The 17,035-nt window shown below is 44.5% G+C and carries 12 protein-coding genes; 3 read left to right on the top strand and 9 right to left on the bottom strand.

Translation table 11 applies throughout. The annotated features are described in order from the left end of the window. Nucleotides 1-110: 110 nt before the first annotated feature. On the bottom strand, nucleotides 111-2,102 hold the full coding sequence (gene uvrB, locus MHB54_RS16030; RefSeq protein ID WP_264454464.1) for an excinuclease ABC subunit UvrB: 1,992 nt from the start codon (nucleotides 2,100-2,102) through the stop codon (nucleotides 111-113). A gap of 208 nt (nucleotides 2,103-2,310) precedes the next feature. Here uvrB and MHB54_RS16025 point away from each other — a divergent pair, with 208 nt between their 5' ends. Both MHB54_RS16025 and MHB54_RS16020 read left to right on the top strand, forming a co-directional pair. Beyond that, the gene (locus MHB54_RS16025; protein WP_023990605.1) at nucleotides 2,311-3,138 is read left to right on the top strand and encodes a flagellar motor protein; all 828 of its coding nucleotides are present in this window, start codon (nucleotides 2,311-2,313) and stop codon (nucleotides 3,136-3,138) included. Further along, nucleotides 3,122-3,937 (top strand): flagellar motor protein MotB, encoded by an 816-nt coding sequence (locus MHB54_RS16020; protein ID WP_264454463.1) that lies wholly within the window; start codon nucleotides 3,122-3,124, stop codon nucleotides 3,935-3,937. Before MHB54_RS16025 ends, MHB54_RS16020 begins: the two co-directional genes overlap by 17 nt. Before the next feature lie 242 nt (nucleotides 3,938-4,179). Here MHB54_RS16020 and MHB54_RS16015 read toward each other — a convergent pair whose 3' ends face one another. Beyond that, complete coding sequence (locus MHB54_RS16015) at nucleotides 4,180-4,407, bottom strand: aspartyl-phosphate phosphatase Spo0E family protein (RefSeq protein ID WP_023990607.1); 228 nt, start codon at nucleotides 4,405-4,407, stop codon at nucleotides 4,180-4,182. Nucleotides 4,408-4,611: 204 nt separating this feature from the next. Then, the gene (locus MHB54_RS16010; RefSeq protein ID WP_264454462.1) at nucleotides 4,612-6,021 is read right to left on the bottom strand and encodes a DNA-binding protein; all 1,410 of its coding nucleotides are present in this window, start codon (nucleotides 6,019-6,021) and stop codon (nucleotides 4,612-4,614) included. Nucleotides 6,022-6,275: 254 nt separating this feature from the next. Between MHB54_RS16010 and MHB54_RS16005 the strand changes: the two genes are divergently transcribed. Continuing rightward, nucleotides 6,276-6,656 (top strand): helix-turn-helix domain-containing protein, encoded by a 381-nt coding sequence (locus tag MHB54_RS16005; protein WP_028542116.1) that lies wholly within the window; start codon nucleotides 6,276-6,278, stop codon nucleotides 6,654-6,656. Nucleotides 6,657-6,744: 88 nt separating this feature from the next. Here MHB54_RS16005 and MHB54_RS16000 read toward each other — a convergent pair whose 3' ends face one another. The 6 genes from MHB54_RS16000 to MHB54_RS15975 form a co-directional block, all read right to left on the bottom strand. Further along, complete coding sequence (locus MHB54_RS16000; RefSeq protein ID WP_264454461.1) at nucleotides 6,745-8,142, bottom strand: helix-turn-helix domain-containing protein; 1,398 nt, start codon at nucleotides 8,140-8,142, stop codon at nucleotides 6,745-6,747. A gap of 192 nt (nucleotides 8,143-8,334) precedes the next feature. Then, nucleotides 8,335-12,390, bottom strand: a complete 4,056-nt coding sequence (locus tag MHB54_RS15995) for a glycosyl hydrolase (protein WP_264454460.1) — start codon at nucleotides 12,388-12,390, stop codon at nucleotides 8,335-8,337. Nucleotides 12,391-12,692: 302 nt separating this feature from the next. After that, nucleotides 12,693-13,076: a hypothetical protein gene (locus tag MHB54_RS15990; protein WP_023990615.1), complete on the bottom strand. Its 384-nt coding sequence runs from the start codon at nucleotides 13,074-13,076 to the stop codon at nucleotides 12,693-12,695. A gap of 273 nt (nucleotides 13,077-13,349) precedes the next feature. Further along, nucleotides 13,350-13,907, bottom strand: coding sequence for a class I SAM-dependent methyltransferase (locus MHB54_RS15985; protein WP_023990616.1), 558 nt, complete (start codon nucleotides 13,905-13,907; stop codon nucleotides 13,350-13,352). Between the two features lie 177 nt (nucleotides 13,908-14,084). Then, the gene (locus MHB54_RS15980; RefSeq protein WP_264454459.1) at nucleotides 14,085-15,401 is read right to left on the bottom strand and encodes a PDZ domain-containing protein; all 1,317 of its coding nucleotides are present in this window, start codon (nucleotides 15,399-15,401) and stop codon (nucleotides 14,085-14,087) included. Between the two features lie 165 nt (nucleotides 15,402-15,566). Further along, nucleotides 15,567-17,033: a S41 family peptidase gene (locus MHB54_RS15975; protein WP_023990618.1), complete on the bottom strand. Its 1,467-nt coding sequence runs from the start codon at nucleotides 17,031-17,033 to the stop codon at nucleotides 15,567-15,569. Nucleotides 17,034-17,035: the final 2 nt, after the last annotated feature.

Genomic DNA, 17,035 nt, shown 5'->3' with positions numbered 1-17,035 from the left:
GTGATATATCGCAAAGAGAACGACCACATAGGCCGCCCTCACTATTTTTAAAAGCAAAGCAATCAAACATTTTATTTTCATATGTTTTGCTTCTAGCTTATTCTCAATGTTTAATCAGCTCGCAACTCCAGCAAAGCGTCACGCAGCTCGGCTGCCCGCTCGAACTGTAGGTTCTTGGCGGCGTCTTTCATCTCTGCTTCCAGACGCTGAATGAGTGATTGACGCTCCTTCTTGGAAAGTTTACCCGTCTCATTAGGAAGGTAATCATTCTTTGACTCTGCCACCTTGGTTGCTTCAATAACATCACGAATCTTTTTACGGATGGTTTGCGGGGTAATCCCATGTTCTTCATTATACTGAATTTGAATCGCACGACGACGTTCCGTTTCCTTTAGCGCTTTATCCATAGAATCGGTAATTTTATCGCCGTACATAATAACACGACCGTCACTGTTCCGTGCTGCCCGTCCGATCGTCTGAATCAGAGAGCGCTCAGAACGCAGGAAGCCTTCTTTGTCCGCATCCAAAATTGCAACTAGCGATACTTCTGGCAAATCAAGACCTTCCCGCAACAGGTTGATCCCAATTAGCACGTCGAAGGTCCCTAGACGAAGATCCCGCAAAATAGCCATCCGCTCCAACGTCTTAATCTCGGAGTGCATATACCGAACCTTGATGCCTACTTCTTTTAAATAGTCAGTCAAATCTTCAGACATCTTCTTCGTAAGTGTGGTCACCAGTACCCGTTCCTCACGTTCCATGCGAAGCCGTATTTCATTAATGAGATCATCAATCTGTCCCTTGCTCGGACGCACCTCAATAATCGGATCAAGAAGCCCGGTAGGACGAATAATCTGCTGTACCATCGTTTCGCACTTCTCCATCTCATAGGGTCCTGGAGTAGCCGATACATAGACGATTTGACTTACCTTGTCCTCAAACTCTTCAAACTTCAACGGACGATTATCCAATGCAGATGGCAAACGAAAGCCATGTTCTACCAGTACATTCTTACGTGCTTGGTCACCGTTATACATGGCACGAATCTGCGGCAACGTAACATGGGACTCGTCGATAACGATCAGCATATCATCCGGGAAATAATCCATCAGCGTATATGGTGTTGCTCCTCGCTCACGGAATGTCAGTGGACCTGAATAATTCTCGACGCCGGAACAAAAGCCAACCTCTTTCATCATCTCGATATCATAGCGGGTACGTTGTTCCAAACGTTGCGCCTCTAACAGCTTCCCTTGCTCCTTCAACTCCGCTAACCGCTCTTCAAGCTCACGTTCAATGTTGACCAATGCTACCTTCATCGTATCCTCATGAGTAACGAAGTGAGATGCCGGGAAAATGGCAATATGATCACGTTCACCGATCAATTCACCCGTAAGCACATTAATCTCGGTAATTCGTTCAATTTCATCCCCGAACAGCTCTACACGTATAGCGTGTTCCCCTTGGGAAGCCGGGAATATCTCGACAACATCCCCCCGTACACGGAAAGTACCCCGCACGAAGTTGATATCGTTCCGCTGATATTGAATATCGACCAAGCGGGACAAAATCTGATTGCGGGGTTTCTCCATGCCGACTCTAAGCGAAAGCAGCAAGCTTGAATATTCTTTCGGGGAACCCAAACCATAAATGCAGGAGACACTCGCTACAATAATAACGTCACGACGCTCAAACAGAGAGCTTGTCGCTGAGTGGCGAAGTTTATCAATCTCCTCATTGATGCTGGAATCCTTCTCAATATACGTATCGGAAGACGGGATGTATGCTTCCGGTTGATAGTAATCATAGTAGCTGACAAAATAATCGACTGAGTTATTCGGAAAAAACTCTTTAAACTCACTCGCCAGTTGAGCAGCCAAAGTCTTATTATGTGCAATAACCAGCGTAGGTCGATTCAACTTGGCAATGGTCTGTGCGATGGTAAACGTCTTACCTGTTCCCGTAGCACCCAATAGCGTTTGATGCTTCTTTCCTTCTACAATTCCCTCTACCAATTCAAAAATGGCCTGAGGTTGATCGCCTTGAGGTTGGAATTCCGACTGAATTTCAAAAGTCTTATCGCTAACAACGATATCACTCATTGCCCTGCATCACCCTTATCGTCTAAAATGGAAACATCATGATTTTACACCAGTCGAGCTTTAACGTCTTTACCTGTAACTCTATGTCGATATTTCCCGAGCAATGATACTTGGGAAATATGGTTGGATAAGAATGTTTGTTCCCGTATTATACCTCTTTCTTACCGTGGATGCAAACGATAAGTCTTGAATAGGAGTGAATTAAATTTTGGATATCACCATCGTATTGGGCATCATCGCCGGAATCATAGCATTAATCGGTGGCTTCTTATGGGAAGGCGGCGAATTTACAGGGCTGCTTCAAGGTACATCGGCTCTAATTGTATTTGGGGGAACTTTCGCCGCAGTTGTGATCAGCTACCCAGCTTCCAAGCTGAAGACGATCCCCACCGCTCTACGGATGGCATTTAGCCGTGAGGACAATCCTACGAAGCAATATATAGAAGATTTGGTTTCCATGGCGGCCACCTCACGCCGATCCGGTGTGCTTGCGCTAGAGCGTACTTCATCAGAGCATCCGAATGCATTTTTGCGTGAAGGTCTTCAGTTGGTCATCGACGGCACCGAGCAGGAGCAGATCAAACAGATTTTAGAGCTTGAGTTAGATGCCATTGAACACAAACATGAAGGGTACGCCAAAATATTTGAATCCGCAGGCGGTTATGCCCCTACGATGGGGATTATCGGTACTGTCATGGGCCTGATCCATGTACTGGGCAGCCTGACCGAGCCTACTGCGCTTGGTCCGTCTATTGCTGTTGCTTTTATCGCAACACTATACGGCGTTGCTAGCGCCAACCTGATCTTCCTGCCCATCGCATCCAAAATAAGAGCAGCCAGTGAGAGTGAAATTATCACTATGGATTTGCTGCTGCAAGGTATTCTGGCTATTCAAAACGGAGAGAATCCAAAGCTTGTACGCAAAAAGTTGGAGTTCTTTATCCGCTCAGAGCAAAATATAGATCGCAAACCGCCTCGTCGCTCGCTCACAGAGGACGCTTCTCCAAAGGAGGACTTCCATGAGAGCGCGCGGTAAGCGCCGTGGGGGTCAAGGAGGCGGCGGAGACCATCGTGACCGCTGGATGATTACCTATGCCGATCTGATCACCCTGCTGCTCATATTTTTCGTTGTGATGTATGCCATGAGTAGTCTGGATGCTAAAAAATACGATGTCGTTGTTCAATCCCTCCAGGATACGTTCCACAAAGGAGATTCTATTTTGGAGCAAGGCTCGGGCATTACAGGTACTGCCGATCGTTACACCAGCAAGAATCCACCCACGACCAAGCAATCGGCAGCCGATAAAAAGGAGGCTGGATCGACTAAGCTCACCGAACGTGAACAAGCATTTCGCACGCAGGAAAAAGAGCTGCAAAATTTAATGGGTGTCATTCAAGAATATATTACGGACAACAAACTGGAAAACCAGATTTTTGTGTCAGATCAGCCGCGTGGTATTGTCATTACGCTGAATGACCGCTTTTTATTCGATCAAGGTAGAGCTGCACTCAAACAAGGCTCTGCCAACACGCTATCCAAGTTGGCCAGTCTGTTTCGAGATTTGAAAACACCAATTAGCATTGAGGGCCATACGGACAACATTCCGTTTACGCGCTCCTCAAACTCATCGACGTATAAGGACAACTGGGAGCTTTCCGGCGCACGGGCACTATCTGTACTCCGATTCTTTCTCGACAGAGAGCAACTTTCACCCTCAGGATTTCAGTATGCGGGTTATGCAGATACCCGGCCGGTTGGTGACAATAGCACCGAAGCTGGACGACAAAAAAACCGCCGTGTCGAAATCACCGTACTACGCCAGCTTCAACAGTAAAACCCAAAAACCTCCTGAGTCACGCAATAACGTGAATCGGGAGGTTTTTTATACCATATTCATCATTCATCATTAATACATGGCTTCCGCTCTGATGTAGACGCAGAACAATAAACCGTACGAACAACATGTATAAGAGCGGCGTACGAGATGCAATAGAGATTATTTTGTTTATTCTATATCCCACTATGTATTAGAAGCCCTGGTGAAGTTAGGTTTTATCTTGTCATGATACTTGAAGATTAATAAGATAGGACAAGCTCGTGTTGCTTCTCTTGTATTTGTGAACTTTGGGGTATGCTCTGTTGTCTGCGATAGCTATATTTCCAGTCACTGTATTTATTAAGGAGTCGATCCAACTCCATGGACTTGATTAACACCCGCCGATCCTTCAATCCCACCTCATTCGCCAAATCATTTAGTTCCTTCCGCTTTTCTTCGATGCATTCCTCCAATTGTTTCCATTTCACATCAATAAACCTCCTGTTCGGTGTGGTATTTACATTAGTTTACAAGCTGATACCTTCCCTACAGGTTAAAAATATAATAAAACCCAATTCATCCCTTTAACGGGATGAATCAAAAAAACAGCCTTACCGAGGCTGTTTTTTGATAACTATTAACCGCCCATCCCATGGCCAAACAAAACAATGTTATGAGAGTATTCTAAAAAGCTAAAAAGCCCTATAATTAGAATGAACCTCAGGTATTTTATTCGCACTTATCAAGACCTCCTCCATGATACTTTCATATTCTGATATTTGGTCTTTTGTTGCCTGCGCTCTAAATTTCCCAAATATTGCTGTGCAGATCATAAACTTTTCTTTGTTATTGATTTGAAGACATTTTCTCAAGCATTTTAAAACATAATAAATACCATTTTCATAGGAATGGCTATTAAACATATATATTGTTAGTTGATAACAAAAATCAGCATACGTATGATAACTAAATGATGGTTCATAATAACTGGTTTCCATAGATAATTCATCATTAAATGAGTTTAATTCGCGGGAAAACTGTTGGAGGATATTTTCAATTAAAAAACCATGCTTGTTAGCCGACTCTACTATCGTTAATAACCCTAATAAAATTTCTGGTGGGTTATTTTTTAAAAATTGAATATATATTGGCAAACTACCTGTATCGCCCATAAGAATTTTCAAGTTAAGTTGATTAGCATTTGCCCAAAGGGTGAACTTTTGTACTTCTTTTTGTCCAATCTCTCCTAAATTCTCAAACCAACTCAAATCGGCATAGCCAGAAATATACTTCATTGCTTCCTCATACTTCTCTTGTTTTTCCAGAGCATTACCCTTTATTAAGTAACCTTGACCATAGTAGACCACTAAATGTCTCTCAGTTTTCAATGTAACATTCTTTTTATTAGTTTCTCTGCTCTTACAAACAATAGTTGCAAGCGCTCTTAATTCATCTGCATAACGCTCTGTTTCTTTCCATTGATGCAAGTTGAAATAAAGATTTGACAGTTTAAGCAGACCATCTAAATGATATTCTAAGGGTACCCGATTTCTAAAGGGTACAAATCTTAGTGCGGCCTCCAAATTTCTTTCCATACTTTCACTAACAGAGATTGAAAAAATTCTATAATGACTGATTGCCAATCTCTCAGAATGTTGGTACTTTTCATTTTCAATAACACATTCATAGAAAGGAATAGCTTCCTTTAGCTTTCCTTCCTCATACAACTCTTCTGCTAAAGTGAAAATTGTAGGAATATGATTAAGATCCTCCATTAATCGAGATAGTACTTTCTCCACACACCTCAGATTCCCTACTTCAACACAACGAATCAGGAACGGCTTGACCCTTTTCCAATGAGGTCTTCCATCATAAAAACATTCATCCACATACAGGTCATACAACCAGCCTTCTGGATAATTAAATGCTTTGGTAATCAAGTCCATTTGTCTTACCGAGATAGGTTTAGGCGGATTGCCATTAAGCATAGCACTAAATATGCCCCGGTTAAGCCCCGTAGCTTGTCCAAAACTATTAAAAGTGTAGCCACCAAGTTTTAGTTCTTTCTCAATTTCCGAACGGATCGTGGTTGCATTTTCCAATAAAAACACCCCCGGCGTATTCAGATGATTTTAAAAATCACCCTCCTCGACAATCAATTACAATATACTAGAAATTATATGAATAAATTGGATGGTGGTCAACCCCTTTTCTACACTGTTTTATTATATTATGGAATTTGATGTTTATTAAATAGTTCTCACAAGAACTAAATATATAACAATTTAGGCAATTCAATTACCTCCACGCCTGATCTGGCTTTGTCTACACTCATACTATAGGAGTGTGGAGGTCTATGGAAACGACGAAACTTATAGGAACGAAAATTCGCCAATTTCGAAAATTGCGTGGTATTACACAAGAACAGTTAGCAGAAGCATCCGATTCAACAGGTTCCTATATCGGCAAGTTGGAGCGCGGTGAGGTCAATGTGCAGATCAAAACACTGGAGAAAATAGCAGAGGCGCTGAACACGAACGTATTTGCATTTTTTGACTATAATCCATATGAAGAACTCAAAAGCCAGCCCTGGATTTGGGAATGCATTCATATACTTTCCCAGCAGAATGAAGCAGGGCAAAATAAAGCTTATCGCATATTGAAGGAACTGTTCTCTTCTTCACAAAGCGAGCTTTTGGAGAGTAGCTCCGACACCCCTGATACACATGAGGAATAGTAAATTTCACTCAATTAACATGCACGAAAAATTAAAAGAGCTATGTGATCTTCTACTCTAGGTAGAGAAACATAGCCCTTTTTTTGCTCTAAGAGGTCATTTGCCTCATACTAATTTCCACTGCTTGTATCACTTTTTTATATTCTGTTCGTTGTTCTTCGGTCGAGTGATCCTTATATTTCTCAAATAATAGCGTGATGGACTTGATATAGTAATTCTTATCGTTTAACTCTGAGGAGGCTTTTAAACTAATCAGCATACTGTCTATTGCCTCGGTATAGCTTCCTTTACTGAAATAGTATCGACTAAGCTCAAGAAAAAAACGAGAATATGTCAGCAGATCATTATTTGTATGATAATACGAAATATTTGTACGTAGCTCCCTAAATTCATTAATATTCTCAGCAAAAAGAACCAGAGTTTCGTCTACTGAGTAACGGTAATGATTGGCCGATTCTATAATAGTCAATAGCCCAAGTAATATTTCCTGAGGATTATTTCTAATAAGTTCAACATAGGCAGGCAAACTAGCCGTATCCCCCATCAGAATTTCTAAATTCAAACGGTTTGCTATTCCCCATATTTCGAATTTCTGTGCCTCTATCATTCCAATCCCATCCAGACCTTCAAATCCAGTTAGATTTTCATAGTAAGGTATGAACTTCATAGCTGCTTCATATAGCCCTTGTTTTTCGAAGGAGTTTCCCTGCATTAAATAGGCTTGACCATAATAAACGATTAGATGTCTTTCTGTATTTAAACGTATAACTTCGCGATTCTTCGCCCTCGCTTGAGCTTGATGCCAATAAATGCTTGTGACTAGTACCTCAAGTTCCTTCGCATAGTGTATAGCCGCCTCATAATCATAAAATTGGAAATATGCATTAGTCAATTTTAACAACGCGTCTAATTGGTAATTCTCGGGAAGATTCCTCCGAAACGGTGCAAACTTTATAGTTGCTTGACGATTATTATCCAAGTCAGTATTCAGAGAATAACAAAACAAACGATACTGGCAGATTGCCAACCGCTCCGAGTGGTAATATTTTTCATTTTCAATTACACACTCATAAAAGGGAGTAGACTCCTTTTTCTTTCCTGCTTCGTGTAGTTCTTCTGCAAGCTCAAATATCGTCGGTACATAGGACAAGTCCTCGGTTAGTCTTGACAGTACCTTTTGAATACAGTCTTCCCTCCCTAACTCTACACAACGTAATAAAAAAGGCTTAATCCGTTTCCAGTGTCCTTTTCCCTCATAAAAGCATTCATCTATGTATAACTCATACAGCCAGCCTTCGGGATATCCCAATGCCTTGGTAATCAGGTCCATCTGCCGAACAGAGATTGGCTTGGGTGGGTTACTGTTCAACATGGTGCTAAATGTACCACGGTTAATTCCAGATATTTTACTGAAACTGCTAAATGTATATCCCCTTTGCTTTAGTTCTGTCTCTATCTTCGAGCGAATCGTAGGTGTATGTTCCATGCTAATCCCTCTCTTTAGCTTGAAAAATTATATTTTTCATCTCTTCTAACGTTATAAGGTAATTTTGGTTCGTGATTCCTTAAACCTGAATATAATAATCAAACATATCTCTTGGAGTATTTTTGTACAAAAAAATGAGCAGGTAGGATACTAAATCCCCCTGCTCATTTCAGCGATGGTATTTATATCATTTTAATTAGCTGTCGGTTCGGTTCCCCAAACAAGTACGCCATTGTGATACAACGTAGCTTTCGTATGATCGTCGAATGAAGTCTGCGTACCTTTATACGAGTAATCGTCACTTTCGTTATAGTTCGACCAGTCTGCTTTATGAATACGAGTTTGAATTCCGCCCGTGCTTCCTCCAGAGGCTAACACGCCTGCATCCGAGTTGAAGCTGACTTCCAAATAATAATCAGCACCGGTTGCAGCTTTATCCATTTTAACCAGCTTACCATTCAGCTTCGAGCAGCTCAGCACCGCATAGTCGCAGTTGAATGTCTGCTCACGGTCACCGTCGATCGTGTAGTAGTAGCGAATTTTCAACTCGTTGATCGGTACGGAGATTGTACCTTTATTTAAAATTTGGAAATGCGGGTTCAAGTGATTGTCGTTCACATTTGTATCCGCTGTGCGATACTGGAGCACCAATCCCGTTGTCGGCTGCTGAGTATCCGCTTTCGGCGCTGCGCTAGCCGTGTTCGAAACCGTTTGACCTGCATCGTTCTTCGCTACGACTTGGTAATAGTACGTCGTGTCTGCTGTTACGGCTGTGTCGGTGTAGCTGCTTCCGTATACATCGCTCGCTACTGTGGCGAACGCGCCGTTTTCAACCGTCGAACGCTTCACTTCATAGCTTGCTGCATTCGCTGATGCTGTCCAGCTCAGCTTTACTTTCGCCGTTTCGCCCGCTGCGTTCAGCGTGAAGCTGCCCGGTACTGACGGTTGCTCGGTAATGCCATACGTTTTTAAGTTAGTCGGGAGCTTTTCAAGCGTAATGACGTTCGGATGATTATACACTTTTTTCAGATGCTCAAGACTGTTTTGTTTGCCGTCTCTCAAGAAATCCCCATACCATGTAGCGAACCAGCTCCAATGGGCTTGATACGCCTTCATCAGATCAGGGTCCGGGATAGGTCCGTTTTCGCTCATGGCAACTAGCTTTTTGTCCTTGCCCAATGTAACAAGGTCTTCATATTTTGCAATTTGCGGGCTGTAGTCGCCTGCTTGCGGATAAGAGTCGAAGCTCAAAATATCCACATACTCATCTCCCGGATACCAGTCGGGAGCAACAGAGTTCCAGACCCAGATCAGATTGTTCAATTTGTGCACATTAGTCAAACGATCGTGCATCAAAATATACAATTTTTTAACAGGCTCAGGACCTTTAGCGCCCCACCAGAACCATTTGCCCTCCGCTTCGTGCAAAGGACGGAACAGGACAGGAACTTTCGCATCCTGCAACTTCTTCAATTGCCCTGCAATCACATCGATGTCGCGAATAAGCAATTTATAATCTTCGGACTCTGGATGATTCATCGCATATTCTATATCGAATGTAGTCGAATCGGCATAGAAGCCTCTCCACCATTCTTTTCCCTGCGTATCGATCAGACCTTTCGGCGCGTTCCAGTGCCATGCAAAGGTAACAATGCCCCCTTGCTTATCCCATTCAATCGCCTTTTCCGTCTCTGTGGAACTAAGACCGTGTTCCGCTCTGCTTGGGGAATAGTCAATCAGGTCAAGTGCCGCAATAGCCGGCTTTTTACCTACATTCGCTTGAAGCCAATCAATTTCGGGCATATCCTCTTGACCGGAAAGCATATTCTTCCCGTATTGATCAACCAGGTAGTTCATCAATGCTTTTGCTTCTACTGTCGCATTCGGATTGATGAGCGTTTTCGTTACCGCATGCGGTGGACGGTCAGCAGCTGGCTCCAGCTTGACGTAGTCGATATCATACCAGCCCCAGCCTGTTTCAAAACCGATCGTATTCGCCCCTGCATTCAACAGAACCTTACCACCGGACGTTTCTTTAAAATCAGCCGTTTTCCAAAGTACCAGCTCTCCAGACGCTTTGCCATTTAAAGAGAAATTCGTGCGTTTGTCATCATGAGGAGAACGGTATCCGATTGTAAGATTGTACAAGCCTGCCGTGGGAGCCTGGATCGTCATCGTCAGGGAATCCCCTGCATTGTGGAAATTAGTTACATAACCAGTACCGGAGAAGCCGGTCCCACTGGATTCCACAACGGTCCCCTTCAGCGTGCCATCTTCCGCTTCATAGCGATCCGGACCGTCTACAGGCGCCCGCGGAACCGCTTTCAAGACATTGGATGCGCTCGTTCCCGTCTTTGTTTTTGCGGTTATTTTATAATAATAAGAAGTGCCGTTCGTTACGTTCGTATCCGTATAAGACGTTTCGACCAAGTTGGATGCTACAGCAGCAAAAGGACCGTTTTCATACGTTGCCCGCTGTACGCTGTAACCTACAACTCCGCTGGAAGCGTCCCAGGATAAATCGACTTTCCCATCGCCAGCCTCAGCCCTCAGCGCAAAGCTTTCAGGATTTTCTACAGGTGTATCATTGCCGGCAGTCAACACGATGTGATAAGCCGTCAAAGGCGGTACTGTATAGGTAAAGCGGTTGCCTGAAATTTGCGTGATTGGCGCTGCTTCCTTAATTTGCGAGCTATTTTTGTCGAAACCCCATACTTTACCGGAACCGTAAGTCGTCTCGCCGGAAAGATCAAATTGGGCGTCGAATGCACTGTCCATGCTTTTATTCATGACAACGAGGTGCAGTTCTTTGTAGGATGCATCCGTTACGGAAGCATGCACCGAGCTATTAACAATATCCGACGTTTGCGCATGAACGCTGATATCACCGAAAGTAGAGCTTTTTCCGTCATAATTGCGGTAAAGCTTGTAAGCGGCACTAACGTAGTTGTTGGCACCATCCTTTAACTTCCAGTAGTTTGCCATATAAACGTCGTTTTTGCCCAAGATGCCCAGCACATCGGCCATAGCGATACCGCCGGAAATATCATTTTCGCCACCATAGCTATACTCAGTCAAAGCCAGCTTGGTTCCCGGGTAATACTTATCCACCGACTGCTTTAATCGAGGCAGTAAAGGCAAGAATTCACTGTTCCATTGAGCGATCCAGCTATCTTCCTTGTAGGTCGGATCCCACAAAGTACGAGGCGCTTGCATTCTGGCTTTCTTCGTTTCGTCGTTGCCTACCTCATTTGTAATTCGTATGCCTCCGCCCATCGCTTCAGGATACCAGTGTACATCGAAGACATCCAGCAATCTCTTGCCTTCGGCTTGCGAGCTGAGGCGCATTTGATCGAGGTAATAGTCCACGAACCAGCTGTAGTTGCCTTTTACAGAGTTCCAATCAGGTGCAGTTTGAAGATCTTTATAGGCGCCAAAACCGTAAAGAACGGGCCCAAAAATTTCCGCACCCGCGTCAACCGCCTTAGCGGCTTTGGATAAACTTACCGACCGGTCTACCAACTCTTTCGCTCCGACCTTTTCACCATGAATGCGCGGATGCGTATGCGACCAGAGAGCGGGTTCATTGTCGAGCGAGTATCCTTTCACGCCCGTTTTTGTTGAAGCAACGCCGTACTTTTTCACTAAAAAGTTGACGAATTCATCCGCATAAACCTGATTGTCTTTCAGATCAGGCTGCAATTGAAACGGCGCATTTTTAGCGTTTACGACCTCATTCCACCGAGCGGAAGGAGCCTTTTCGCTTTCCTGCACACTTCCGTTTCCATCCTTGGCCACATAACCGGCCATCGGCAGTGTGACTAAAGAATATGTGCCCTGCTTCAGCGATTGATCGTGAAACGAGGTTGCCACCGCACCTGGCTTTTCACATTCGGCTTTTGTCAATCCGGCGTTGTCGCATAAATAGCTATCGCTGGACTGCATCCAGTCGCTTCCTGCATTGGACATATTGTTTTCCCAGTTATATCCGGTCATTCGATTGCCACCAAGTCGTCTGGCAGTCAGATTCTCATCGCCTGCCAACTCCTGATTCGTACCGTAAATATAAGGGCTAATAGGCTTACGATCCTTGGATGTATCGACTTTAATGGTAACAGTCTTTGCCGTTTGACCGTGAACTACAGTTGGAGTCGGTAGAGCACCCCCTACTATAATCGTGCATGCCATGACGACAGGCAGCCATTTGGAACGTTTGGACCAAATACTACTACTATTTTTCGCCTTCATGCCGCTTCCTCCCTTCAATTTAAAAAGAGCGGCACCCATACGAATGCCCCTCCTTGAGGCTTTAAGGCCCCTTCCCTGTCCCCAAACGAGCTTATCGTTCCGTTGCAGCGTCATATCCGTGCTTGAAATGTTCCAGCCGAAAACAACACCCTCTTTCTTTGAAACTGGATTTATAATATTACCTTAACACAAAGGTATATTGACATTTTTAACTATTGTTTTAATTAGCTAGTATTAATTTCTTAAATAACCATATAGCTTGAGGTATCACAATAGCTCTTGCTCATCCACACTCGTCTTCCCTAGCGCACTTTATCCTTTTGAATAAGCTTATAATAGATGCGTGCAGGCTCTGATTCTCCAGTGGATAAAATGTATTCTGCCAAAGGTGCGCACAGTTTTTGGAGATAAAAGGAGTATAGCAGCTCGGCCGTGTCAAAATGAATTTTCAACACTTGCTTCATCAAGCCTTCGAATTTGGAGTAATCCAGTTCTTCCGGGGTAATATCAAACGGGTACTCAGGAAAGGTTTTTTTCTGAATTTCAACAAACTGCTCCCTAAGCTTCGGTTGATTGCCTGAACGGGCAGCCGAGAAATTCATCATAAAAAAAGATACAAAATCCGTCTCACGGTCACTTAACTCATAGTACTCACACCAACGCATGAATATCAGCGGTTTTACCATATATAAATCTCCTTTAACAAAAGTTCAGATTTATCATGAATCTTACAAAAATCTAGCGGGTTCCATCTTATGTAATATATAGGTTAAGCCCCATTTTAAAATATGATTCCTTAAATGAATTTTGCTTTTTAACATATCCCCTTCTTATATATCCATAAAAGTGCACAACAAAAAAAGACTGTTTCAGCATTTTAATGACGCTGACCAAGTCTTCTCATAATTATCCGTATATTCACATTCGTATTTATTCTAATCCTCTACATAGCTGCAAGGTTACAGGCTGCAAGTGAACACATAAGCGGGAGGGACATTGCAGTTTACCTTTTTAATCTGAATGTCAGCAAAAAAGGTGCGAAAAAAATTGTGTTTGACCTTGCTGTACTGGAACGTAATAAATTTGCCTTCCTGGCCCAAAACCTCAGCCGTTTGTCCCAAAATGAGGCTGGATAATGCAGCGGGCAAGCTGGTGAAAGGGAGCCCTGACACGACATAATCCACTTTTGGGACCTCATACTGTCGTATATACTGCGCTACATGCTCAGCCGATCCATGAATAATGTGTACCCTCTCCAGGTGTCCGTACTTGCTTTGTAGCGTTTTGTAAAACGATTCATTAGCTTCAATCACTAAAAGTAGCGTTTCTGGACGCTTGTTCAAAATAAGCTCTTGCGTAAACACACCGGTTCCTGCACCATATTCAATAATGCACGATGCTTTGTCAAAGTAAATCGGTGTGGCAATTTGTTTGGCCAACTGTCTTGAGCTGGGTATAACAGCGCCTACGCTACGTGGATGCCTGATGTACTCTCGAATAAAGTGAATCGCGTTCATCTTTTTCTCTCCCTGCTTGACACACATGATAGGCATTCGGTTCATCAACACTTCTTATTACATATTCATTGTATACCGATCAGAATATTGATTTCAAGCAGGCTACTGTCGGCATATAAAAAGAGCGTAGCCTTATTCGACTCTAATCAAATAATGACTACCCTCTTGTTGTAACATCTATTTGTCCATGGTATCCAAATGTGCACCCTCTGCCTGCGATGCCTGTCCAGCTTTACGTCGTCGTGCGCCTATGTGCATGGCAACAATCCGATAGATGGAGGCTGGCTGTATGGATACGGCCCAGCTCGCGTCTGCATCCGGTGCAAGCACGACCCCTAGCTGGTGATGATCGCCATCGTACATGCCTCGCTGCACAAACTTGCTCTCGCCCTGCAGATTGCGTACCTCCAGCTTACAAAAAGCAGAGTTGATTCGCAAGGCCTGGTGTAACTCGGCACGGGTATTCACAACAACCCCATTCACGCGGTAAATGGCCTCGCCCGGCAGTATGCCCATGGCTGTCGCTGGACTGTCTGGCAGCACAGCGAGAACACGCATCCCTTGCTCCGGATGGACAAACATCGGGCTAAGACGATTTTCCTCTATATTACCATACCAGATCAGCGCCTCATGAGCCAGAAAGGAGAATAATGCTGCGAGCAATATCAGCGGACTCCACCATGCAGCCAGCAAGCTCAGCAGAAGTAAAGCCACACTATACAGGAGCAAACGGTTCGAAGTAAGTACCGCCTTCTGTCGTGGTAGCTGGCCTAGCGTCACGCTGCTGAAGCCCATCAGGACTGGCAAGGCTGCCAGCATATACCCGGTTCCGGCATCGCCGCCGAACAAAGGTGTCCAGGGAAGCGTAAATCCCCCCTGAGTCGGTACCAACAACAACAACGGAATGGGCCAGAGGTCTTCCATACGATAACCGCCAACCAATCTTCCCCGTTTGCCCTCGACAAACAGCGGAGTGGCCGCCTTCCCCCCTTGCCAGCGAACTAACAGCGCCTCAGCCACATGCAGCACGGCGACCAACACCAACAGTGCTGGAATATCCAATCCGCGGATGGCTGCTACTGATGTTCCAAGCGCTCCCCCAGGTTGCCAGCCACTGACCACGTTTAAGAAAAACTGAACCACACCTAGCAGACCTACCGAATAAGCGAGACACAGGTAACGGACGCGTACCAGCATGAGCAGTAATGTCGCTACCCACAGGCACACGATGGAAGCCGAGTTCAGATGCACACTGACGAACATTCCCAGAGCAGATAGCGCCATTCCAGCAAGCAAACCACTCCATACGACACGCCAGGTCTCTGCAGCCCAGCTATGCATTTTGGTATGAAATAGCTTGCGCTCCAGCAGCATTTGCCGACGATAACCAAGTGCTACAATGAGTATTGAGATATAATAAAACGGCTGCAAAAGCAGGTACAAGCAAGCATTCAAGACGCTCCATCCCCATTGTAATGCCCATTCCAAGTCCATTCACACTCCTTATGCCCCTGGCCCGCTGTATAGCGGATCACGTACATTTCATATCCATTTATTCTATATGAAATTGCCAACGTAGGGAAGACAAACCGACAGACTGCAAATAAATCCCAATATAAAAGGAGGCTGTTTCCAGCCCCCCTTGTTGTAGCCTCACTATTATTTCGCTGCGCTTGTCTTCATTTCCTTCCGAATCTCTTCAATCCCCTGCTTGAGTTGATTATCATTTTTCGGATCACGAATTTTCTCAATCAGCTTGGCTTCCATCGCTGCTGCTGTCTTCGCATCAATGATGCCGCTAGCCGTCAGCTTCGCTTGTTTTTGGAAAGCAATAACAGAGCTTTCAGTTACTTTGTCAAAATAGCCATCCTCGCGACCTGGTTTGTAACCCAAGCCTTGCAGAATGATTTGTGCATTTTTCACATCACTGCTATTCATATTGTATTTCAAGGACTTTTCCTTGTTCAACGGTGCTGCTGTGAAGTATTCAGGCTGTTCCACCGCGATATTCGGCTTAATCCCTTTTTTATGAATCCACGTTCCATTTGGCGTTAACCATTTGGCAATCGTGATTTTGAGCAGGCTACCGTCACCCATTTGCTTGTCATAGCTGGTTTGTACAGTACCTTTACCAAAGGAATTTTCCCCGATCAACACAGCACCTGCTGATTGCTGGAGAGCACCTGCCAGAATTTCGGACGCACTTGCGCTGCCTTTATTCATTAGCAAAGTCACTGGATAGTTCTTACGTGATCCTTTGGATTTCTCTTCTTCACGCTTCTGATTCTTGTCTTCCACTTGTACAATCGTTTTGCCAGAAGGTACAAATTGCTGTGCAATATCAATGACCACGGAAAGCACGCCGCCCGGGTTATTACGCACGTCAATGACGAGCCCTTTAAGCCCTTGTTTTTCGAGCTTCGCTAACTCTTCCTTGAAACGTTCTGCTGTATTCAAGGAGAACTGGGTGATCGTGATGACGCCTACACCGTCGCTTTCCATATGAGCCGTTACAGTTTCCATATCAATGTTGTCACGGGTAATCGTGTATTCGAGCGGATCTGGAGAGCCACTGCGCTGAATTTTGACTTTCGCCTGACTGCCTTTAGGCCCACGGATTTTGGAAACGGCCTTGTTTAGATCCAATCCGTCCAGTGTTTCACCATTAACAGACAAAATAATATCCTTAGAGCGTAACCCTGCCTTCTCTGCCGGGGAGCCTTTAATTGGCGTGACTACAACTACTTTCCCGTTTTCGGCAGCTACTTCGGCTCCGATCCCAGTAAAAGAACCTTCAATGGATTGCTCGAATTGTTGGGCAGTTTCTTTACCCATATAAGAGGAATACGGGTCGCCGAGCGACTCCATCATACCATTGATGGCGCCATCCACCAGCTTGGTACGATCCACATCCTGATAATATTGTCCCTGAATCAGGTCCATCGCCGTCTCAATTTTGCGGATATCACTTCTGGAGGTAGAACTGCTACCTGTCACACTCGCCAGCAGTCCTTCGCCCAGAGCGCTGTTCCCTACTGTAGTCGTTCCAGTATAGGCAAAAGTGAGCAGACTGCCGCCAAGCAGCCCGATCACCATCAAGAGTATCGCTGTACTTTTTTTCAACATCT

The sequence above is a fragment of the Paenibacillus sp. FSL M7-0802 genome, assembly GCF_038004945.1.
In the GTDB taxonomy this organism is placed as follows: Bacteria; Bacillota; Bacilli; order Paenibacillales; family Paenibacillaceae; genus Paenibacillus; species Paenibacillus polymyxa_B.
The sequence above is the reverse complement of the archived record's forward strand: the minus strand, read 5'-3'. Positions and strand labels throughout refer to the sequence as shown.